Origin of the sequence: Massilia sp. 2TAF26, assembly GCF_052115005.1 — a bacterium.
Lineage (GTDB): Bacteria > Pseudomonadota > Gammaproteobacteria > Burkholderiales > Burkholderiaceae_D > Telluria.
The window spans coordinates 12,250-26,971 of record NZ_JBFRFV010000024.1; the positions used below are offsets into that span (position 1 = coordinate 12,250).

General features: G+C 58.0%; 10 protein-coding genes. 7 read left to right on the top strand and 3 right to left on the bottom strand.

Annotated features, from left to right (window positions below; all coding sequences use genetic code 11):
* The first annotated feature begins 63 nt into the window (after positions 1-63).
* The 3 genes from AB4Z32_RS20785 to AB4Z32_RS20795 all read left to right on the top strand — a co-directional run bounded on the left by AB4Z32_RS20785 (position 64) and on the right by AB4Z32_RS20795 (position 3,466).
* A complete protein-coding gene (locus AB4Z32_RS20785) occupies positions 64-867 on the top strand; it encodes an IS5 family transposase (protein WP_442123773.1) in 804 nt (267 codons plus the stop codon).
* A 386-nt stretch (positions 868-1,253) separates the two neighbouring features.
* Positions 1,254-2,480, top strand: coding sequence for an HAD hydrolase-like protein (locus tag AB4Z32_RS20790; RefSeq protein WP_442123774.1), 1,227 nt, complete (start codon positions 1,254-1,256; stop codon positions 2,478-2,480).
* Complete coding sequence (locus tag AB4Z32_RS20795) at positions 2,477-3,466, top strand: DNA-processing protein DprA (protein WP_442123775.1); 990 nt, start codon at positions 2,477-2,479, stop codon at positions 3,464-3,466. The genes AB4Z32_RS20790 and AB4Z32_RS20795 overlap by 4 nt, the downstream gene beginning before the upstream one ends.
* Positions 3,467-3,544: 78 nt before the next feature.
* Here the strand turns inward: AB4Z32_RS20795 and AB4Z32_RS20800 are convergent, their stop codons facing one another.
* From AB4Z32_RS20800 to AB4Z32_RS20810, 3 genes are all read right to left on the bottom strand, one after another.
* Positions 3,545-4,048 carry a VUT family protein gene (locus tag AB4Z32_RS20800; protein ID WP_442123776.1) on the bottom strand — a complete coding sequence of 168 codons (504 nt, stop codon included), beginning with the start codon at positions 4,046-4,048 and terminating at the stop codon, positions 3,545-3,547.
* A gap of 227 nt (positions 4,049-4,275) precedes the next feature.
* On the bottom strand, positions 4,276-6,507 hold the full coding sequence (locus AB4Z32_RS20805) for a UvrD-helicase domain-containing protein (protein ID WP_442123777.1): 2,232 nt from the start codon (positions 6,505-6,507) through the stop codon (positions 4,276-4,278).
* A gap of 21 nt (positions 6,508-6,528) precedes the next feature.
* Positions 6,529-9,993, bottom strand: coding sequence for an NERD domain-containing protein (locus AB4Z32_RS20810; protein ID WP_442123778.1), 3,465 nt, complete (start codon positions 9,991-9,993; stop codon positions 6,529-6,531).
* Positions 9,994-10,195: 202 nt separating this feature from the next.
* Here AB4Z32_RS20810 and AB4Z32_RS20815 point away from each other — a divergent pair, with 202 nt between their 5' ends.
* Genes AB4Z32_RS20815 through dbpB (AB4Z32_RS20830) form a run of 4 tightly spaced genes read left to right on the top strand, consistent with a single transcriptional unit; the run spans position 10,196 to position 14,721 of the window.
* Entirely contained in the window at positions 10,196-11,209 is a 1,014-nt protein-coding gene (locus AB4Z32_RS20815) for a DUF6884 domain-containing protein (protein ID WP_442123779.1), read from the top strand.
* A complete protein-coding gene (dbpB, locus tag AB4Z32_RS20820) occupies positions 11,202-12,326 on the top strand; it encodes a DGQHR domain-containing protein DpdB (RefSeq protein WP_442123780.1) in 1,125 nt (374 codons plus the stop codon). Before AB4Z32_RS20815 ends, dbpB (AB4Z32_RS20820) begins: the two co-directional genes overlap by 8 nt.
* Positions 12,323-13,612, top strand: coding sequence for a tRNA-guanine transglycosylase DpdA (dpdA, locus tag AB4Z32_RS20825; RefSeq protein WP_442123781.1), 1,290 nt, complete (start codon positions 12,323-12,325; stop codon positions 13,610-13,612). Before dbpB (AB4Z32_RS20820) ends, dpdA begins: the two co-directional genes overlap by 4 nt.
* A complete protein-coding gene (gene dbpB / locus AB4Z32_RS20830; RefSeq protein ID WP_442123782.1) occupies positions 13,609-14,721 on the top strand; it encodes a DGQHR domain-containing protein DpdB in 1,113 nt (370 codons plus the stop codon). The genes dpdA and dbpB (AB4Z32_RS20830) overlap by 4 nt, the downstream gene beginning before the upstream one ends.
* Position 14,722: the final 1 nt, after the last annotated feature.

A 14,722-nucleotide genomic window follows, 5' to 3' on the forward strand; every position in this document is an offset into this window, starting at 1 on the left:
GGACGTACGCAGGCTCAGTCTGGGCGCTAACATAGCGCCCGTGTTCGTAGACGGACTGATGCCATGGCCCGAGCACTTCTTCCCGAAGACCTGTGGTCGCTTATAGCAGCTCACCTTCCGGCGCATCGCCAATCGCCGAAAGGCGGACGCCCACGTATCGATGATCGCGCTGCTCTGACCGGAATCCTGTTTGTCCTCAAGACTGGAATACCGTGGGAGTACCTGCCGCGCGAACTTGGCTGCGGCAGTGGCATGACATGCTGGCGTCGCCTCCACGAATGGATGCTAGCCGGCGTTTGGCAGCGTATTCACGAGGCGATTCTGCGACGGCTCCGAGAGCACGATCAGATCATGTGGGATCGAGCTTGCGTTGACGCTGCTAGCGTACCGGCACCTGCCGGAGGCGAGCACACGGGCCGAAACCCGACCGATCGCGGCAAACTCGGCTGCAAGCATCATCTGCTGGTGGATGAGCGTGGGCTTCCACTAGTAGCCCAGATCTCGGGCGCGCAGGTGCACGACTCGCGTTTCCTCATTCCGCTGGTAGAGTCCATCCCGGCAGTTAAAGGGCTGGCAGGCCGTGCTCGCAAACGTCCAGGTAAGCTGCATGCCGATCGAGCGTACGCTTCGAGAGCCCATCGGGCTTGGCTGCGCCGTCGGGGCATCGCAGCGCGCATTGCGCGGTACGGCGTGGAGTCGCGCGAAAGGCTTGGCCGATGGCGTTGGGTCGTCGAGCGCACCTTGGGTTGGCTGCACCGCTTCCGCAGATTGCGCATTCGACATGAGCGGCGGGCAGACGTGCACCAGGCGTTCCTTTCGCTTGCCTGCTCGCTCATCTGTTGGCGGTATGTCGAACGGTTTTGTTAGGCGCTCTTAATCGCCTCAACTAGGTCTGCTAGCTCATTGGGAAGTATCTAGCTTCATAAGCCTCGATAAGTGCCGCTAGGTCCTCTCTAACCGCTGCTCGCTGTCGCAATTGGAAAAGCTGTACTTGGCACGGTCAGCTTTACCTAACAGCCCTATCCAGCAAGCGAATTAGTACATGGTGAGCCCACGGGAAACAGATCCAGGCTCGCTTTCGAGCATCTTCACGATTCGCGACAAACGATTTTAAATGAAATACGTGGACGAATTGTGTCGTTTTATAGAACACAAGTTTTTACAATGTAAAAAGTCGCAAATTAACTATAAGTTGCCCAGCATTCGCATTTGGCGTAAATTATTGACAATAATTAAAACCTGAATGAGAAACCATGCTGGAACTTTGTCTCTTCGATTTGGACCAGACGCTTCTTGATACAGAAGATTTAGCAGAACTTCGACTGGCTGGAAAGCGAAATGCAGACCCGGTCTACCAGCAACAACTTCGTGTGCAGCTGAACAGACGTAGTAACCGCCACATCTATACGCTACAGACGCTCAACATGATCCGCCTGCGTTTCCCCCAGATGAAACTGGGTGTTTTCACGCGGTCACCGAGCAGCTATGCGCAGACGGTTTTGCAGTGGGCATACCCGACATTTAGATGGGACGTTGTTGTCAGCTATGAAGACGTGGAGCGAACCAAACCATCCGGTGATGGCATTTTGCTTGCCATGCAGCGCCTTGAAGTTGCAGACCTGCGGCGCATAGTTATGGTGGGCGATGGTGTAAGCGATGTTCGTGCCGCGTACCATGCCGGATGCTGGGTTGTCTTGAACAAGGGATACTGGCCAGCGAAGCCGCAAAACGAGCACTGGTGGGCACTTGAACGGGTGCCTGACGCCATCATCTCCAGTCCGAACGAACTGATTCGGGTTTTGGACAACCCGGAGCCCTTCCTCCCAGAGCTTGAACGACTGCTAATCGGGGCACAAAGATTCACCCCTTGGGGTCGCTTCGACCGGATTAACCACTTCGCTCCCGAAGAGAGAGGGATTTACCCCATCCACTGCGCTGGTCGATCATTTGCAAACTACGAGTCGCTACAACGACGCCAAGCATGGCACGACCTAACAGCAGCAATCCAAGAGCATAAAAATTCCGCAGTGTTCCCGGCAGAGTGGGTTACAGCAGTTCGGACTTTCATCAACCCGATACTTCGTCGCGTTGACCGTATCTTTGTTACAGTAGTACCGCATCGCCCCGGCCGTTCAGCTCGACTAGAAGCATTTTTGCAGCAAATTCAGACCAGTTATGGCGGCGAAGCTCAAGCCAGGGAGCGGGGTTTGTGGTTTGTTCCAGGTTTACTGGCCTACAAAGCCGGGGTACGTTCTAACAGCAATGACCATCTGAAGAAGGATGAGCGATTCGCGAATGTGAGGGACCATCTTTTCGTCAATCGCCCCGAACTGGTACATGATGATGCACTTTATGTTGTGATCGATGACGTGACCACAACTGGCTCTACTTTAATTTATGCCAAGAAATACTTGCAAGCGGCCGGGGCCGGCGATGTAACATTGTTTTCTTTAGCAAAGAACATTAGTGACGTGGAATGATCGAGACCTCTGCAAAAACTGCCTTCCTGTTAGCCTTCTCCATGTTAAAGGGGGTCGGCCCTGCAATGCTCCGAAAGATCGCGGCGGTTCCGGCGTTTGAGTCTCTCCCGGTCGAACACGTTGCAACGCAGGTCCCTCAACTCAGAAAAATTTTAGACGACCAGGACGCATGGCCGAGGGCACTTGAGGCTGCGGCATCCCAACTTGATCAAGCTGAACGCTATAAAGCTTGGATTTTGTCCCCATTCGATCCTAGTTATCCGAACTTGCTTGCGAGGGCAAAAGACGATCCGTTTTTGTTGTTTGTGCGTGGCACCCTTGCACCTGACCCCGCTAAGTCCATCGCGATCATTGGTACGCGTGAGCCAACGCCACATGGAGAAGGTGCTACGGTTCGTCTTACCAAGTACTTTGGTGAGCAGGGCTGGAGCATTGTCAGTGGTCTGGCTCTTGGATGTGATGCAATCTCTCATCGTACAGCCGTAGAAACGGGTGCTCACACCATTGCTGTCTTAGCGCACGGGCTTCATACGGTTTCACCAAGCGCAAATCGAAAACTTGCGGAGAGCATACTCGATGCGGGGGGAGCACTGGTCAGTCAGTATCCTTTCGGACAAGGAGCGCAAAAGGCTTACTTCGTGCAGCGCGACCGCGTGCAAGCAGGTCTAGCTCAAGGCGTAGTAATGATGCAATCAGATGTGAAGGGTGGTAGCCTCCACGCTTCTCGTGCGGCGTTGGATTATGATCGTTGGCTTATTGTGCCGTACCCCACCTCAGCTGATCGAGAGAACAAAGAGCCAAAAATACAAGCTAACCTATTGCTCGCAGATGGGAAAGATTTTGAGAAGGCAGATTTACTACGCTGTCACACGAATAGTCTTGTGCGACTGATGGTAATTCGAACCAAAGAAGACTATCCGGCGATGCTGGAGAAGTTACGATCTAACGAGGAGATTCTGCCCTCACTTCAGGGCAGCCTTGTGTAACACGTGTATGGATTTACTTGGGTTGAGACATCTTGCAAGAGGCTGCGTCGTCACTGCGTGTCCAGTTGCAAGTGCCTCTTACGCTGCTTTCGGTTTCGTCGCACGGGCGAGCCAGGCGATGAGCAGGGCCCAGACCATGCCGCCTGCGATTTTGGCGACCAACTGCGCCAGGACGATCGAGGGCAGTGCGGTGCCGAATGCGAGCAGTGGGAAGATCAGCGAGTCGGCGGTGGCGCCGACGACGTTGGAGCCATTAGCGCGGATCGCCCATGAACGCCCTTCTAGCATGTGGTAGGCGACGGCGTCGGCGAGCGATGCGACACTGAAGGCGACCACTGAGGCGATCGCGATTTGTCCGCTGACGGGGTTGAGTGCGTAGGAGACCACGCCGGCCACGGCGATCAGCGTGAACATCTGCGGCCATAGGCGCTTGCCATGCCACTGGTCGTGTAGGCGGTCACGCAAGGTGAGGTCAAGACCGATTAGAAGGAAGGCGACCACCGGCATCGCGGTGGGACCTAGCCAGGCGATCGCCATGTTGGCGGCGACGAGTGTGGCGATGTAGATGATGGCGTACTGCATATGAGGTCATTTGTTCTGGCCAAGGCGCGTTATGGCGCCCTGGTTGGTTTGTCGTTGATTGCGTCGGGTGTCACTGGTTTCCGTTGTGCTGATCGTTGCAGACTTTCAGCCTTGGGGCATCAGCCTTTGCTGCCATGCGGCTACCCTAGCTTGTTTGGACGCGCAGGATAGCAGACAGATGGGTACACCGCTTGGCATCGATCGGTCTTGTTGTCGGGCTCGGCGGCTTAGTCAGGGACGTCGACCTTCAGGAATCTGGCGCCGTGTTGGCGCATCACCTCTTTGGCGTTGAGTACCTCATTTTGCCAACTGAGGGCGTCGGCGGCGCCTGGGCCGGTCTTCTGGACACCAAACATGCAGACCATGTGCTTGGCGCGGGTGACGGCGACGTAAAACAGACGCATCTCTTCGGACAGCAAGTTTTGCTGGATTTGCGCCCAGTGGGCCTGGAAATCGGTGGATGGGGACACTCCCAGTTGCGGCACGTTGAGTTCGAGGCCCAAGGCCATGTTGGCGACGAACTCGGGTGGGTGGAATTTAAGCCGGTTTTTTTCGATCCCGGGTAAGACGACGACGGGAAATTCGAGCCCTTTCGATCGATGCACGGTCATCACCGTCACCTGCCCTTCCCCATCGCTATCGTGCTGGGCGACGTCGCGCGCTTCTTCATCGTTCATGATGTCGCGCCGTAGCATGTCGATGAAGGTGCGCAAGGTCAGCGCTTGGTCGCTATCGAAGCGGTTGCGGGCGTAGTCACGCAGGCGGTCGAGGTTGACGGCGGCGCTGTCGAATCCTTGTTGACGGTAGCTCGCCTTCAATTGAAAAGTCTGCTCGACCAGGCCGAGCAGCTGGGGAACGGTGACGGTGCGTGCTCGCTGTATCAACGAACGCACCTGCCCGGCATGTTCGGCATAAGTGGCTTCGTACTTGTCGGTCAGGGGCTTACCGCGCTCTTTACCGTAGTTCAAAATGCGGGCTTCTTCGTCCCGCAAGTCCACCGATTCAAACGGCGGCGTGGACAATGCTTCGACCAGGGCAACGTCATCCGGGTAACGGATGAGCAGTTGCAAGAAGCGGTACATAGCGATGATTTCGGGCTGACGCAGGTAAGAGATGCCAGTGTCTGCGCGCACTGGGATCTCGGCTCTTTCGAGGTGCTTTACCCAGGTGTCGACCTCGGTGTTGGTGCGCACCAGCACGGCGATGTCAGCCGGCCGAATCGGGCGCTGTCCGCCATCGTCATTTGGACGGTGCATCTGCTTGCCCAGCAAGTTCCGAATGCGGTCGGTCGCATCGTTGACGGCGGTGGCATCGTGGTCAGGTTCAACGATCACCACGATCGGCGGTAAGCCATCTTGGGCCGAGTGGTTGCGTGCATTGGCCACCAGGGGATCGTCGAGTTCGCGAAAGCGCTGACGCATTTTTTTGAACAATGCGTTTTGGGCGCTGAGCAAAGCGAGGGTTGGTCGCCCCGACATTTTGAGGGGCAAGCAGGTCGTCCTGTGTCGAACCGCGAATCCCTCGAGGAGCGACTCCTTGGCGCCAGCGAATGCGTAGATCGATTGTTTGCGGTCACCGACGACCAGCACCGTCATATCACGCGCCAGCACGTCGACAATCGCCGCTTGGGTTTCGGTCGTGTCTTGGAACTCGTCGATGAACAAGAAGCGAAACCGGGCCGCCAGAGACTGTGCGACTTGAGGGCCAGCTTCGGACTGGAACAATTCCACGGTTTTCTCGAGCAAGGCCGCGGCATCGAGTTGTTGAGCCTCTTGGCATCGTTGCTGGTAGTAGGCTTCGACCTCCGCCAGCAAGTGCGCAAGTTCGACCCGTTCCGCTTTGCCAGTCTCGTCGTCACGCCCTAGGGTAGCGTCGCGTACGGCACTGGCACGGAGGCCTTGGTTGCGGACCCCGTCTAGCATGCGTGCGAGCAGTTTGCGGATTGCATAGATGGGATAGGCACCAGAGCGGACTTGGTAGGCAAGCGCTGAGGTGGTCGCGGTGGACAACCAGTGTTCGAGCCGCTCCTCAATCACTTCGTCGCGCACCCGGCTAGCAAAGCTGATCGATGCGTCACGTGACACCCCTGCTCCATAGCCATGCAGCTTGAGGATTTGACGGCAGAAGCCGTGGATCGTCCCGATGAACGCGGATGACAAACGCTCTTGCTGTTCCAACCAATACATGCGCTTCGCAGGATCGTGCTGCGCGTGCGTGATCTGGGCCCCCAAGGCTTGAAAGAGCTTACGACGCAGGTGGTCTGCCGCCTGGTTTGTGAAGGTGATCAGGATGAACTGATCGGCGCTGGCCTCTCGATGACCGAGTAGTTCGATGATGGCGGCAACGGTCGTGTAGGTTTTACCTGCACCGGCGCCGGCGCTGACGACGGTCAGAGGATGGGTCCGCAGGTGCCCGATGATGGCCTGTTGTTCCGCGTTGACGGGAATCGCTTGGTGCAAAGGAGCTGTCATAAGGACGGATCAGGGTTTTAAGCCCATGCAGGTATCGGCAACGGGGCAGTAGCGGCAATGGTCGCCAGGGTTCTTGCGGAAATTCCCTTGCTCCAGTTTTTGGATGCAATCGGCGAGTTCCATGCGGTGCTGCGGGTGTAAATCCTCATCGTCTCGGATCATCGCGAACCACAGATCCCCCCACCACCTCACGGCCGAGCGTAAGGTTTTAAAGATGTGCGGGTCCGGGTCCGCATCTTCGCTGATCGGTTGGTTGTCGCTTCCCACGATCAGCCATACGCCCGACTGATTCGTTTCCCGAATAAAGTTGAGGTAGGGCCCGCGGCAGATTTGGAAGTCGGCTTCGGCGACAACCGCAACGCTACGGTCGGCGCCAATACCAATGTGGGAGGTTTGGCTACGCGGATGGGGGACGACCACCCCTAGCAAAGGCAATTGCCGCTGGCCGGTCGGTTTGAGTAGGTATCCGATGGTGTTGCGAACGCTATGCTCGACACCGATCCAGGCGAGTTGGTGCAGTCCGGGCAGACGCAGTTGCACTTGTGGACGCACGGCGACAATCGCCGTCTCAATCAGCGCGCAAAACTGCTCCGCTGTGTGGCGTCCAGGCGCCTGCGTCGCCACATAGTTGAAAGTCTCAGCCAACCAGACGCCGCGTGCTAGCCACTCTAATTGCCAAGGGCTCGTATACCGTCCCGCCCATTCAGTAAGGACTTCCATTTTGAAGCGGTAGGGGCAGAGACGGAAGGTGGCGAGTTGGGCCAGGGTATAGGACTCGCGCTTCATCGGGATGAGGCGGACACTGGCCTGATCCTTGGGCGCTGCGGTGGCAGCGCTGGTACGCGGCACCTCTAGGCGACGTGCCAATAGGCGTGCGGCTTCGTCGAGGTAAGGCGAAGCTTGATGCTCCTTATCCCAATCTTGGTGCGCATACGAGACCAGTAAGCAGTGATGCGCTGCGCGCACCACCGCCAAGAATCGATAGCGCTGGCGTTCAACGTGTTCATCTGCGGACCACACCATCCTCGGCCATGGCGGCGCGCCCGGCGCGGGCATCCGACTCTCGTCTGCGCCCAAGAAGAACACGGTGTGACAACTGATGTTATCGACCCCTTCCGGCCCCACCACCCAGACTTGGTGTGGGTGCTTACCCGGCGAACTGCCGGGCAAGTCACCGTCCTCATCATCCTGACGCTCATGAATCAAGCTGCTGAGTACTTCGCCAAATTCCCTGGCGTCGATCGCCACCGAGCGGCTCTCACTTAGGTCGGCTAGCGCTGCCTGTATCTGGCTCAGCACCTGCCGTTCGGTCTGGAGCATCTGATAGGGGTCGAGTTGCTCGATCTCGTCGAGCAGGAAGCTGATGTGTTGGCCGATCGGCTTTTCGCCAGTGGTAAAAATGCGCTGACACAGTCGCATGATGCTGGCGAGCGCCGTCCGCCAAGCATTTAAGTCGTCGAGCGTGACCAGCGACGAAGGTAAGCGGTCCGCCAAGCTGCCGAGGATGGTATCCCCATCGGCCTGTTGGCCAATGGTGTTGAAGGCGTCAATCCAGTCGGCCTCGCTGCGGCAAAACGTGAAATGCTGATGGGCGACGGCAACAAAGAGTTCTGCACTGCGTTGGGCTGGTGCGCCCAGCCAACCCGCCGCAAGCAAGGTCGCGAACTGCTGCGGTTCCATCTCGAGCGTGCCATCGCGCCAGATTTCGTACAACACCAAAATGAAGCGGCCGACCGGGGTCAACAGCAGTTGGCGCGGCGGCACCGTGAACAGTTCAGGGATGCCGTGCAATTCCGCTTCTTCGCGTAGCAGTGGTGCCATGCTCTGCGGATCACTGCAAACGATCACCAGGTCGTCGGGCGCGAGGTGATCCAGCAAGCGGATCACCTCTTTGACGCAGAAGGCGACCTCGTCATTTCGATGCGGGAAGGCGTTTAATGACACAGCTTGGTCGCCGATCGTGCCGCCCGTCGGGCTGGGGGTTGCACTGGTCGAAAACAGCGTCGTCTGTAAATGCGCTAAGGACGGCGTGACGCCCAGCGGCGGCGTAGCCAGTGGCACCAAGCGGGCCCGCGCCATAAACGGCGCATAGGTACGATCGAGCGCGCTAAAACCAGCTTGTTGAGCAGGGTTGTATGGCAGGACAATCCATAGGCTGACGCCAGCGCTACGTGCGCAACACTCAATAAATTCTTGCTGCAGCGGTGTCAGGCGTGTAAATCCTTCCATGACCACGATCGGGGTCGGCACGTAGCTTAGGCTGAGGTAGTGACGCGCCGCCTCTTCGAAGGTGAGCTTAGTGCCATCCGCACCGCACCGGAGTTTGCGATAGATCCCCTGCAGCGATGTGGCGATCGTTTCGAGTTCGGGATGGGCCCACTGTGCGGGATGCGGGTCGCCAACGCTCAGGTCCACCCCTTGTTCTTCTAACTCGGCCAAGACGTCGCGCCAAGCGAACACGTCGCGCCGCAATTGGTCAGCCACCGTACGATCGTCTTGCGCGAGGGCTTTGATTGCCCGTTGAATCAACACGCGCTCTTCGGTCCTGGTCAGCATGGGTCGGGCCATGAAGTGACGCAGCGCTTTATGAAAGACGAGTTGCATCTCTTCGGGACGCTCGACATGGGCACGCAGATCTTTTTTGAGCTGATGCTGTCCACCAAAACCCTGCTTGCGACGGCGCCGTTCTAGGCCAGCCGTCGCGACCAGATAGGTGTAAGGCGTCCCCTCATCGATGTGCAGCATTTGCCGCAGTTCGTCCGCGGTGGGCGGCCGACCGGGATAGCGCAGGATGTTGATGCCGGGCCCACCCTGCCCTTGTGGCACCGGGATCGATACGGGCGCGGAGGAACTGCTGGCAAGGCGCACCGGCGGCATAGGCTCGTCATCGACGAGCCAGCGATCGCGGGCGCCTAATACTTCGGCCAAGCGGTTCCACCCTTCGGGGCTCACTGGCGAGTTGGAGACGGCGTCAAGGATGCGGGCCGCAAAGCGCTCGGGTAAAGCGAGGTCATCGGCAAACACGAGCCCAGGCGTGAGCGCCAGTTCGCCCAGCCGCTGTTCGAACTCTTGGCGACCAATAAAAGGAAGCACAACCAAACTGTGCACTGTCGCGCTGGGCGCTTTGGCATCCGCCAGCATCTTGCGCAAGGCGATCGCTTGATCGCGTGCTTGATTCAGCGGGCTTTCTTTCGCGCGATACCAGGACTCGCCCATGGTCCAGACGGCGCCATTGACGCGCTCAATGTCCGCTAAACGGCAACCTTTGCACTCGAGGACGAGCGGCATATAGCCACGTAGCGCGACAACCATATCGGGTTCATACAGAAACCCGCGTTCTGCACTGACAATCGGGAAGCGATAGAAGGTGTCGCCGTCGCGGTCACGCAGCGCGGCTTGCAGTTGCGTCCACACCGAGGTTTCACCGTCGAAGGTGTTGAACAGCGATTCCGGATGGAAATTCATCTTTGACATGACTTATTGTTTGATTTTAGCAACAATAAGTCAATAGCCAGATCGTTGTTAGTCGATCACATCTGCGTTCTCAACGAACTTGACAGGCACACCATCAGGTAACTGGAACAGTTGTGTGTCATTTGCCATTCAAACATCCAAATAACTGCAACATGCCGCATGGCATATCTAGTAATTAAGTGCGCCAAATGCGAAAATATGGATGCGCTACCAGCGCAGTTTCCTTAAATTTTACATTAGCAACTTTACAATGAGCCCAGCGCTTGACGTTATCGTCATCACGAGTTGCACGAACAGGAAGAAAAAAAGTGGCACCGTGCTGACCCTCGAGGGCGCAGAGCATGCGCCCTCTGTGGTCGCGCTGGCACAGCGCTGGTATCAGCAAGTCCAGTCCCTAAGCGCGGACGGTCTATATCCGGCACGTGAGCTGTATATGGGTCGATCCATGAGCGAAGCGCGGCAGGCGGCAGAAGCCGCCGCAGCGCCGCTGTATATCGCGTCGGCGGGGCACGGTTTAGTGCGCGCCGATGAGTGCATTCCTTCATACGACGTGACGGTGGCCGCCGCCGCCGATAACAGCCTATACCAGTGCCTGCTGCGTTTGCACGCTGGGCCGGCGGCATGGTGGCAAGCGCTGGTTCAGGCATTTGGGGCGCAGCGCTCATTAGCGCAACTAGTCAAAGCGTCGGCGTCTGCGCTGATTCTGCTCGCGGTGCCGGCGGCGTATCTAGAATTATTGGCGGACGAACTCGCCCAGCTCGATGACGCTGCGCTGGCGCGCTTGCGGATCGTGACCTCACCGCATGGCGCAGCAAGCCTGGCACCCCGCTTGCAAAATAGCGCAATGCCCTACGACGAGAGGCTAGAGGGGCTGAATGGCTATGCGGGTACGCGCAGTGATTTCCCGCAGCGGGCATTACGCCATTTTGTGGAGGTCGTACGCGGTCACGCGCTGTCACTTGAGCAGGCACACGAGCAGGTGCGCCAAGCGCTCGCAGTGTTACAAAAGCCGGCTCTGCCCGAGCGCCAAAGAAAGAGCGACGAGGAAATCATCGCGCTGTTGCGCGAACAGTGGCAGCGTCTGAACGGGTCGGCGACCGGATTACTGCGCTACCTGCGCGATGAGGCCTTGGTGTCGTGTGAGCAGTCGCGCTTTCGTACGCTGCGCCAACACGTGCTTGTCGAACGCAATGATGAGAGGCGCGGCAATGGATAAGCAAGAGTTAGTGGTGCGCGCCTTGCACACGATCCAGGGGCACGGTTTAGATGTGTACGCCTTCTTCATTCGAGGCGGCGACATCATGAAGATCGCGGACATTTCTCGGGTGGAGCGTGATGAGCGCGACCTCTTAAAAGGGTTTCAGCGTCCGGAAATTCAACAACACGTGAAGGAAATCGTCGAGTACCTCGACCAGGGCAATGTCTTGTTCCCTAACTCGCTCATCTTGGCGATGTCGCCCGGGGTGCGCTTCACTGCCTCACGGGGCACGCGTCCGAGCGGTGATGAAGGTGTTGGGCAGACTGGGACCTTGACCATTCCTGTGTTTGAAGCCGGTAGTCGTGTAGCGTGGATCGTGGATGGCCAACAGCGCTCGCTCGCCCTATCGCGGTCGACGAACCAGGCGTTTCCAGTGCCGGTGGTGGCGTTCGTGTCCGACAGCCTTGAGGTGCAGCGCGAGCAGTTCGTGTTGGTCAACAAAGCCAAGCCCTTGCCCCGCCGCTTGATCGATGAATTGTTGCCGGAGACACGCAATATCTTGCTGCCGCGTGATTTGCGCAAGAGGAAGGTGCCGAGCGAGCTCTGCAATTGGCTTAACCGAAATAACAAGTCTCCTTTTTATAACCTGATTAAGCGCCCGTCGGACAAGAAGGAAGACAGCACTGCGGTCATCACGGACACCTCGGTGGTCGAGATGATCCGGCAAAGCTTATCGAACCCCTTGGGCGCGCTGGCCCCGTATAAGCCGACCGACACCGAGCCTGGCGACATCGATGCGATGTGCACGATTCTCGTAACTTATTGGGCGGTGGTGCGGGATGTGTTCCCTGACGCTTGGGGCAAGGATCCCCGTCAGAGCCGCTTGATGCATTCGGCTGGCATTTTGGCGATGGGCGTCTTGATGGATCGCATTTATGCGCGCCTGTCGGGTGCGAATGAATCGTATGCGTCGGTGCGCAGAGAAGTCGAAAAAGTTGCGCCCTACTGTCGATGGACCTCTGGGGTGTGGGAATCGATTGGGCTGCGCTGGAACGATATCGAAAGTACGTCGCAAGACAAAAAGCGCCTCCAGGACGCCCTGGTACGCGCTTATACAAGTGAAGCAAGAAAATGAAGTTCCTTTACTCTGACACCCAGGACTACGTTGATCCTGAGTACGATTTTATTAACGATCGGAACGCGGCGGGACGACGCCGTTACTGGGACGATCGCTATGCGCATGAGATGATGCGTCCCACCCCGTATGACGGCTTGCTCGTAGCAATGAGCGCCGTGCGTCCCGCGCCTGGGGTCGCGTCATCGAAGGTGCGTTACTCGACCGCCGAGCAGCAGCGTCTGCTGCGCGATGGCGTGCGTAAGTTCTTGCGCTTGGATGGGCCGCAGTATAAGGATGCGATGGTAATGGGCGACTGCGGCGCGTTTGCCTACGTCCAGCAAGAAAAGCCGTCGTACTCGCCGATGGAGGTGTTTGAGTTTTATGCGGACGCCGGGTTTACGCATGGCGTCTCGCCCGACCACATCATCTTTGCCTGCGAGACCGATAACCCGCCGCGCGAAGCGATGGAAGAGGATATCCGCTTTCGCTACGACTTGACCTTGGAGAACGCGCGCGAGTTTCTGCGCATCTGCATGGCCGAGGGCATGCCCTTTGAACCCATGGGCGCCGTACAAGGCTGGTCGCCGCAAAGCATTGCGCAAGCGGCCAAGCAGCTCGAAGACATGGGCTACCGCTACCTGGCGATCGGGGGTTTGGTCCCATTAAAAGTCGATGTGATCCACCAGGTGCTGCGCGCGCTGCGCGACGTGATCAAGCCAGAGACGGACATCCATCTGCTCGGCTTTGCGAAAGCCGACTCGATCCAGCATTTCACGGGCTACGGCATCACCAGCTTTGACTCGACCTCGCCCTTGATCCGCGCCTTCATGGACGAAAAGGCGAATTACTATGTGCCGCAAGCGGATGGCAGCCTGGAGTACTACGCGGCGATCCGCATCCCGCAAGCGACCGAGAACAGCCGCCTGATGCAGGGCACCAAGCAAGGCATCTTCAATGCCGAAGATTTGGTCCAGCGCGAAAAGCGCACGCTGACCGCCATGCGCGCTTTCGATAAGGGGCAAGAGACGCTGGAAGCGACCATCGAGGCGGTAATGGACTATCAGCAGTTCTTGACGCTCAGTGGCGACAGCGACAAGCACGCCAAGAGTTTGGTGAAGACCCGACTCCAGGTGGAGCGCACGCTCAAAGCGGCGCCCTGGAAGCACTGCCGCTGCGACATCTGCGCCGCCATTGGTGTGGAGGTCATCATTTTCCGCTCGGCCAACCGCAATCGTCGCCGTGGTTTTCATAACCTCGGCGTGTATCACCAACACGTTCAACGCATCCTGGAGAACACCCAGTGAAAACTTTTCAATTCAAAGCCATCCGAGCGCAACAAGCTGCAGGGCACGACGTCTTTTGCTTCGCGGCCGAACCCGCCGATGTGCTTGGCTTCTCCGAGATCGACCGCGTTGGACGCCAAGATAATGGCGAACTCAAGGGTTTCCAGCGCCACCAGGTGGCACCGCATATCAAAGAGATTCGTGACTATCTGTCGCGCGAAGACGCGTTGCTGCCGAACGCCGTCATCGTTGCCTTCCTCGACAATGTCGAGGTCCGCGACCTGGGCAATGGGATCGTCGACGTCATCATTAGCGTTCCGGAAGGTCAGCCCCGTCCGGGCTTCGTGGTCGATGGCCAGCAGCGCCTGACTGCCCTGTCCGGGATTCGCAAGGCGGGTTTTCAAGTGTTCGTGTCGGCACTGGTATGCAAGGACTATAACGAACTGCGCCAGCAATTCGTGTTGATCAATAATACGCGTCCGCTGCCCAAGGCTTTGATTTATGAACTGCTGCCGACCGTGGAAGGTTTGCCTGAGCGCTTCACGGCTCGTAAATTCGCGGCGCGTCTGGTCGATCGCTTGAACTTCCGCGAGGACTCGGTGTTACACGGCGAGATCCGCCAGCACACGAATCCGAAAGGCGTATTGAGCGACACGGCGATGCAAAAGATCGTCATGAACTCGGCCTCCGACGGCGCGGTGCGCCGCTTGATTGAGCAGTGTGGCGCCACCCCCGAGGGTCTGGTGGCGCTCGAAGAAGATGCCTTCCAACTCTTGAACGACTACTTCCGGGCCGTGAAACAGGTGTTTGGCGCAGAGTGGGATGGCATGAACCCGAAGACCTCGCGCTTGCGCCATGGTGCGGGCCTGGTGGCGATGGGCTTCGTGATGGAGCAACTGTGTTCGGCCGATCTGCCGAACTGCCCGACCACCTACGACAAGTTCGTGGTGGGCTTGGAAGCATTGCGACCCCATACCGCTTGGACCCGCGGCATGTGGCAGTTCAGCGAGGTGCTCGTGACCTCGTGGAACGGTGTGCAAAACACGCCGACCGACATCAATGTGCTGACCGATTACCTGGTGCGTATGCTCAAGCGTAGCCTGCGTCGCCTCGAAAAAGCGGCTGCGTAAG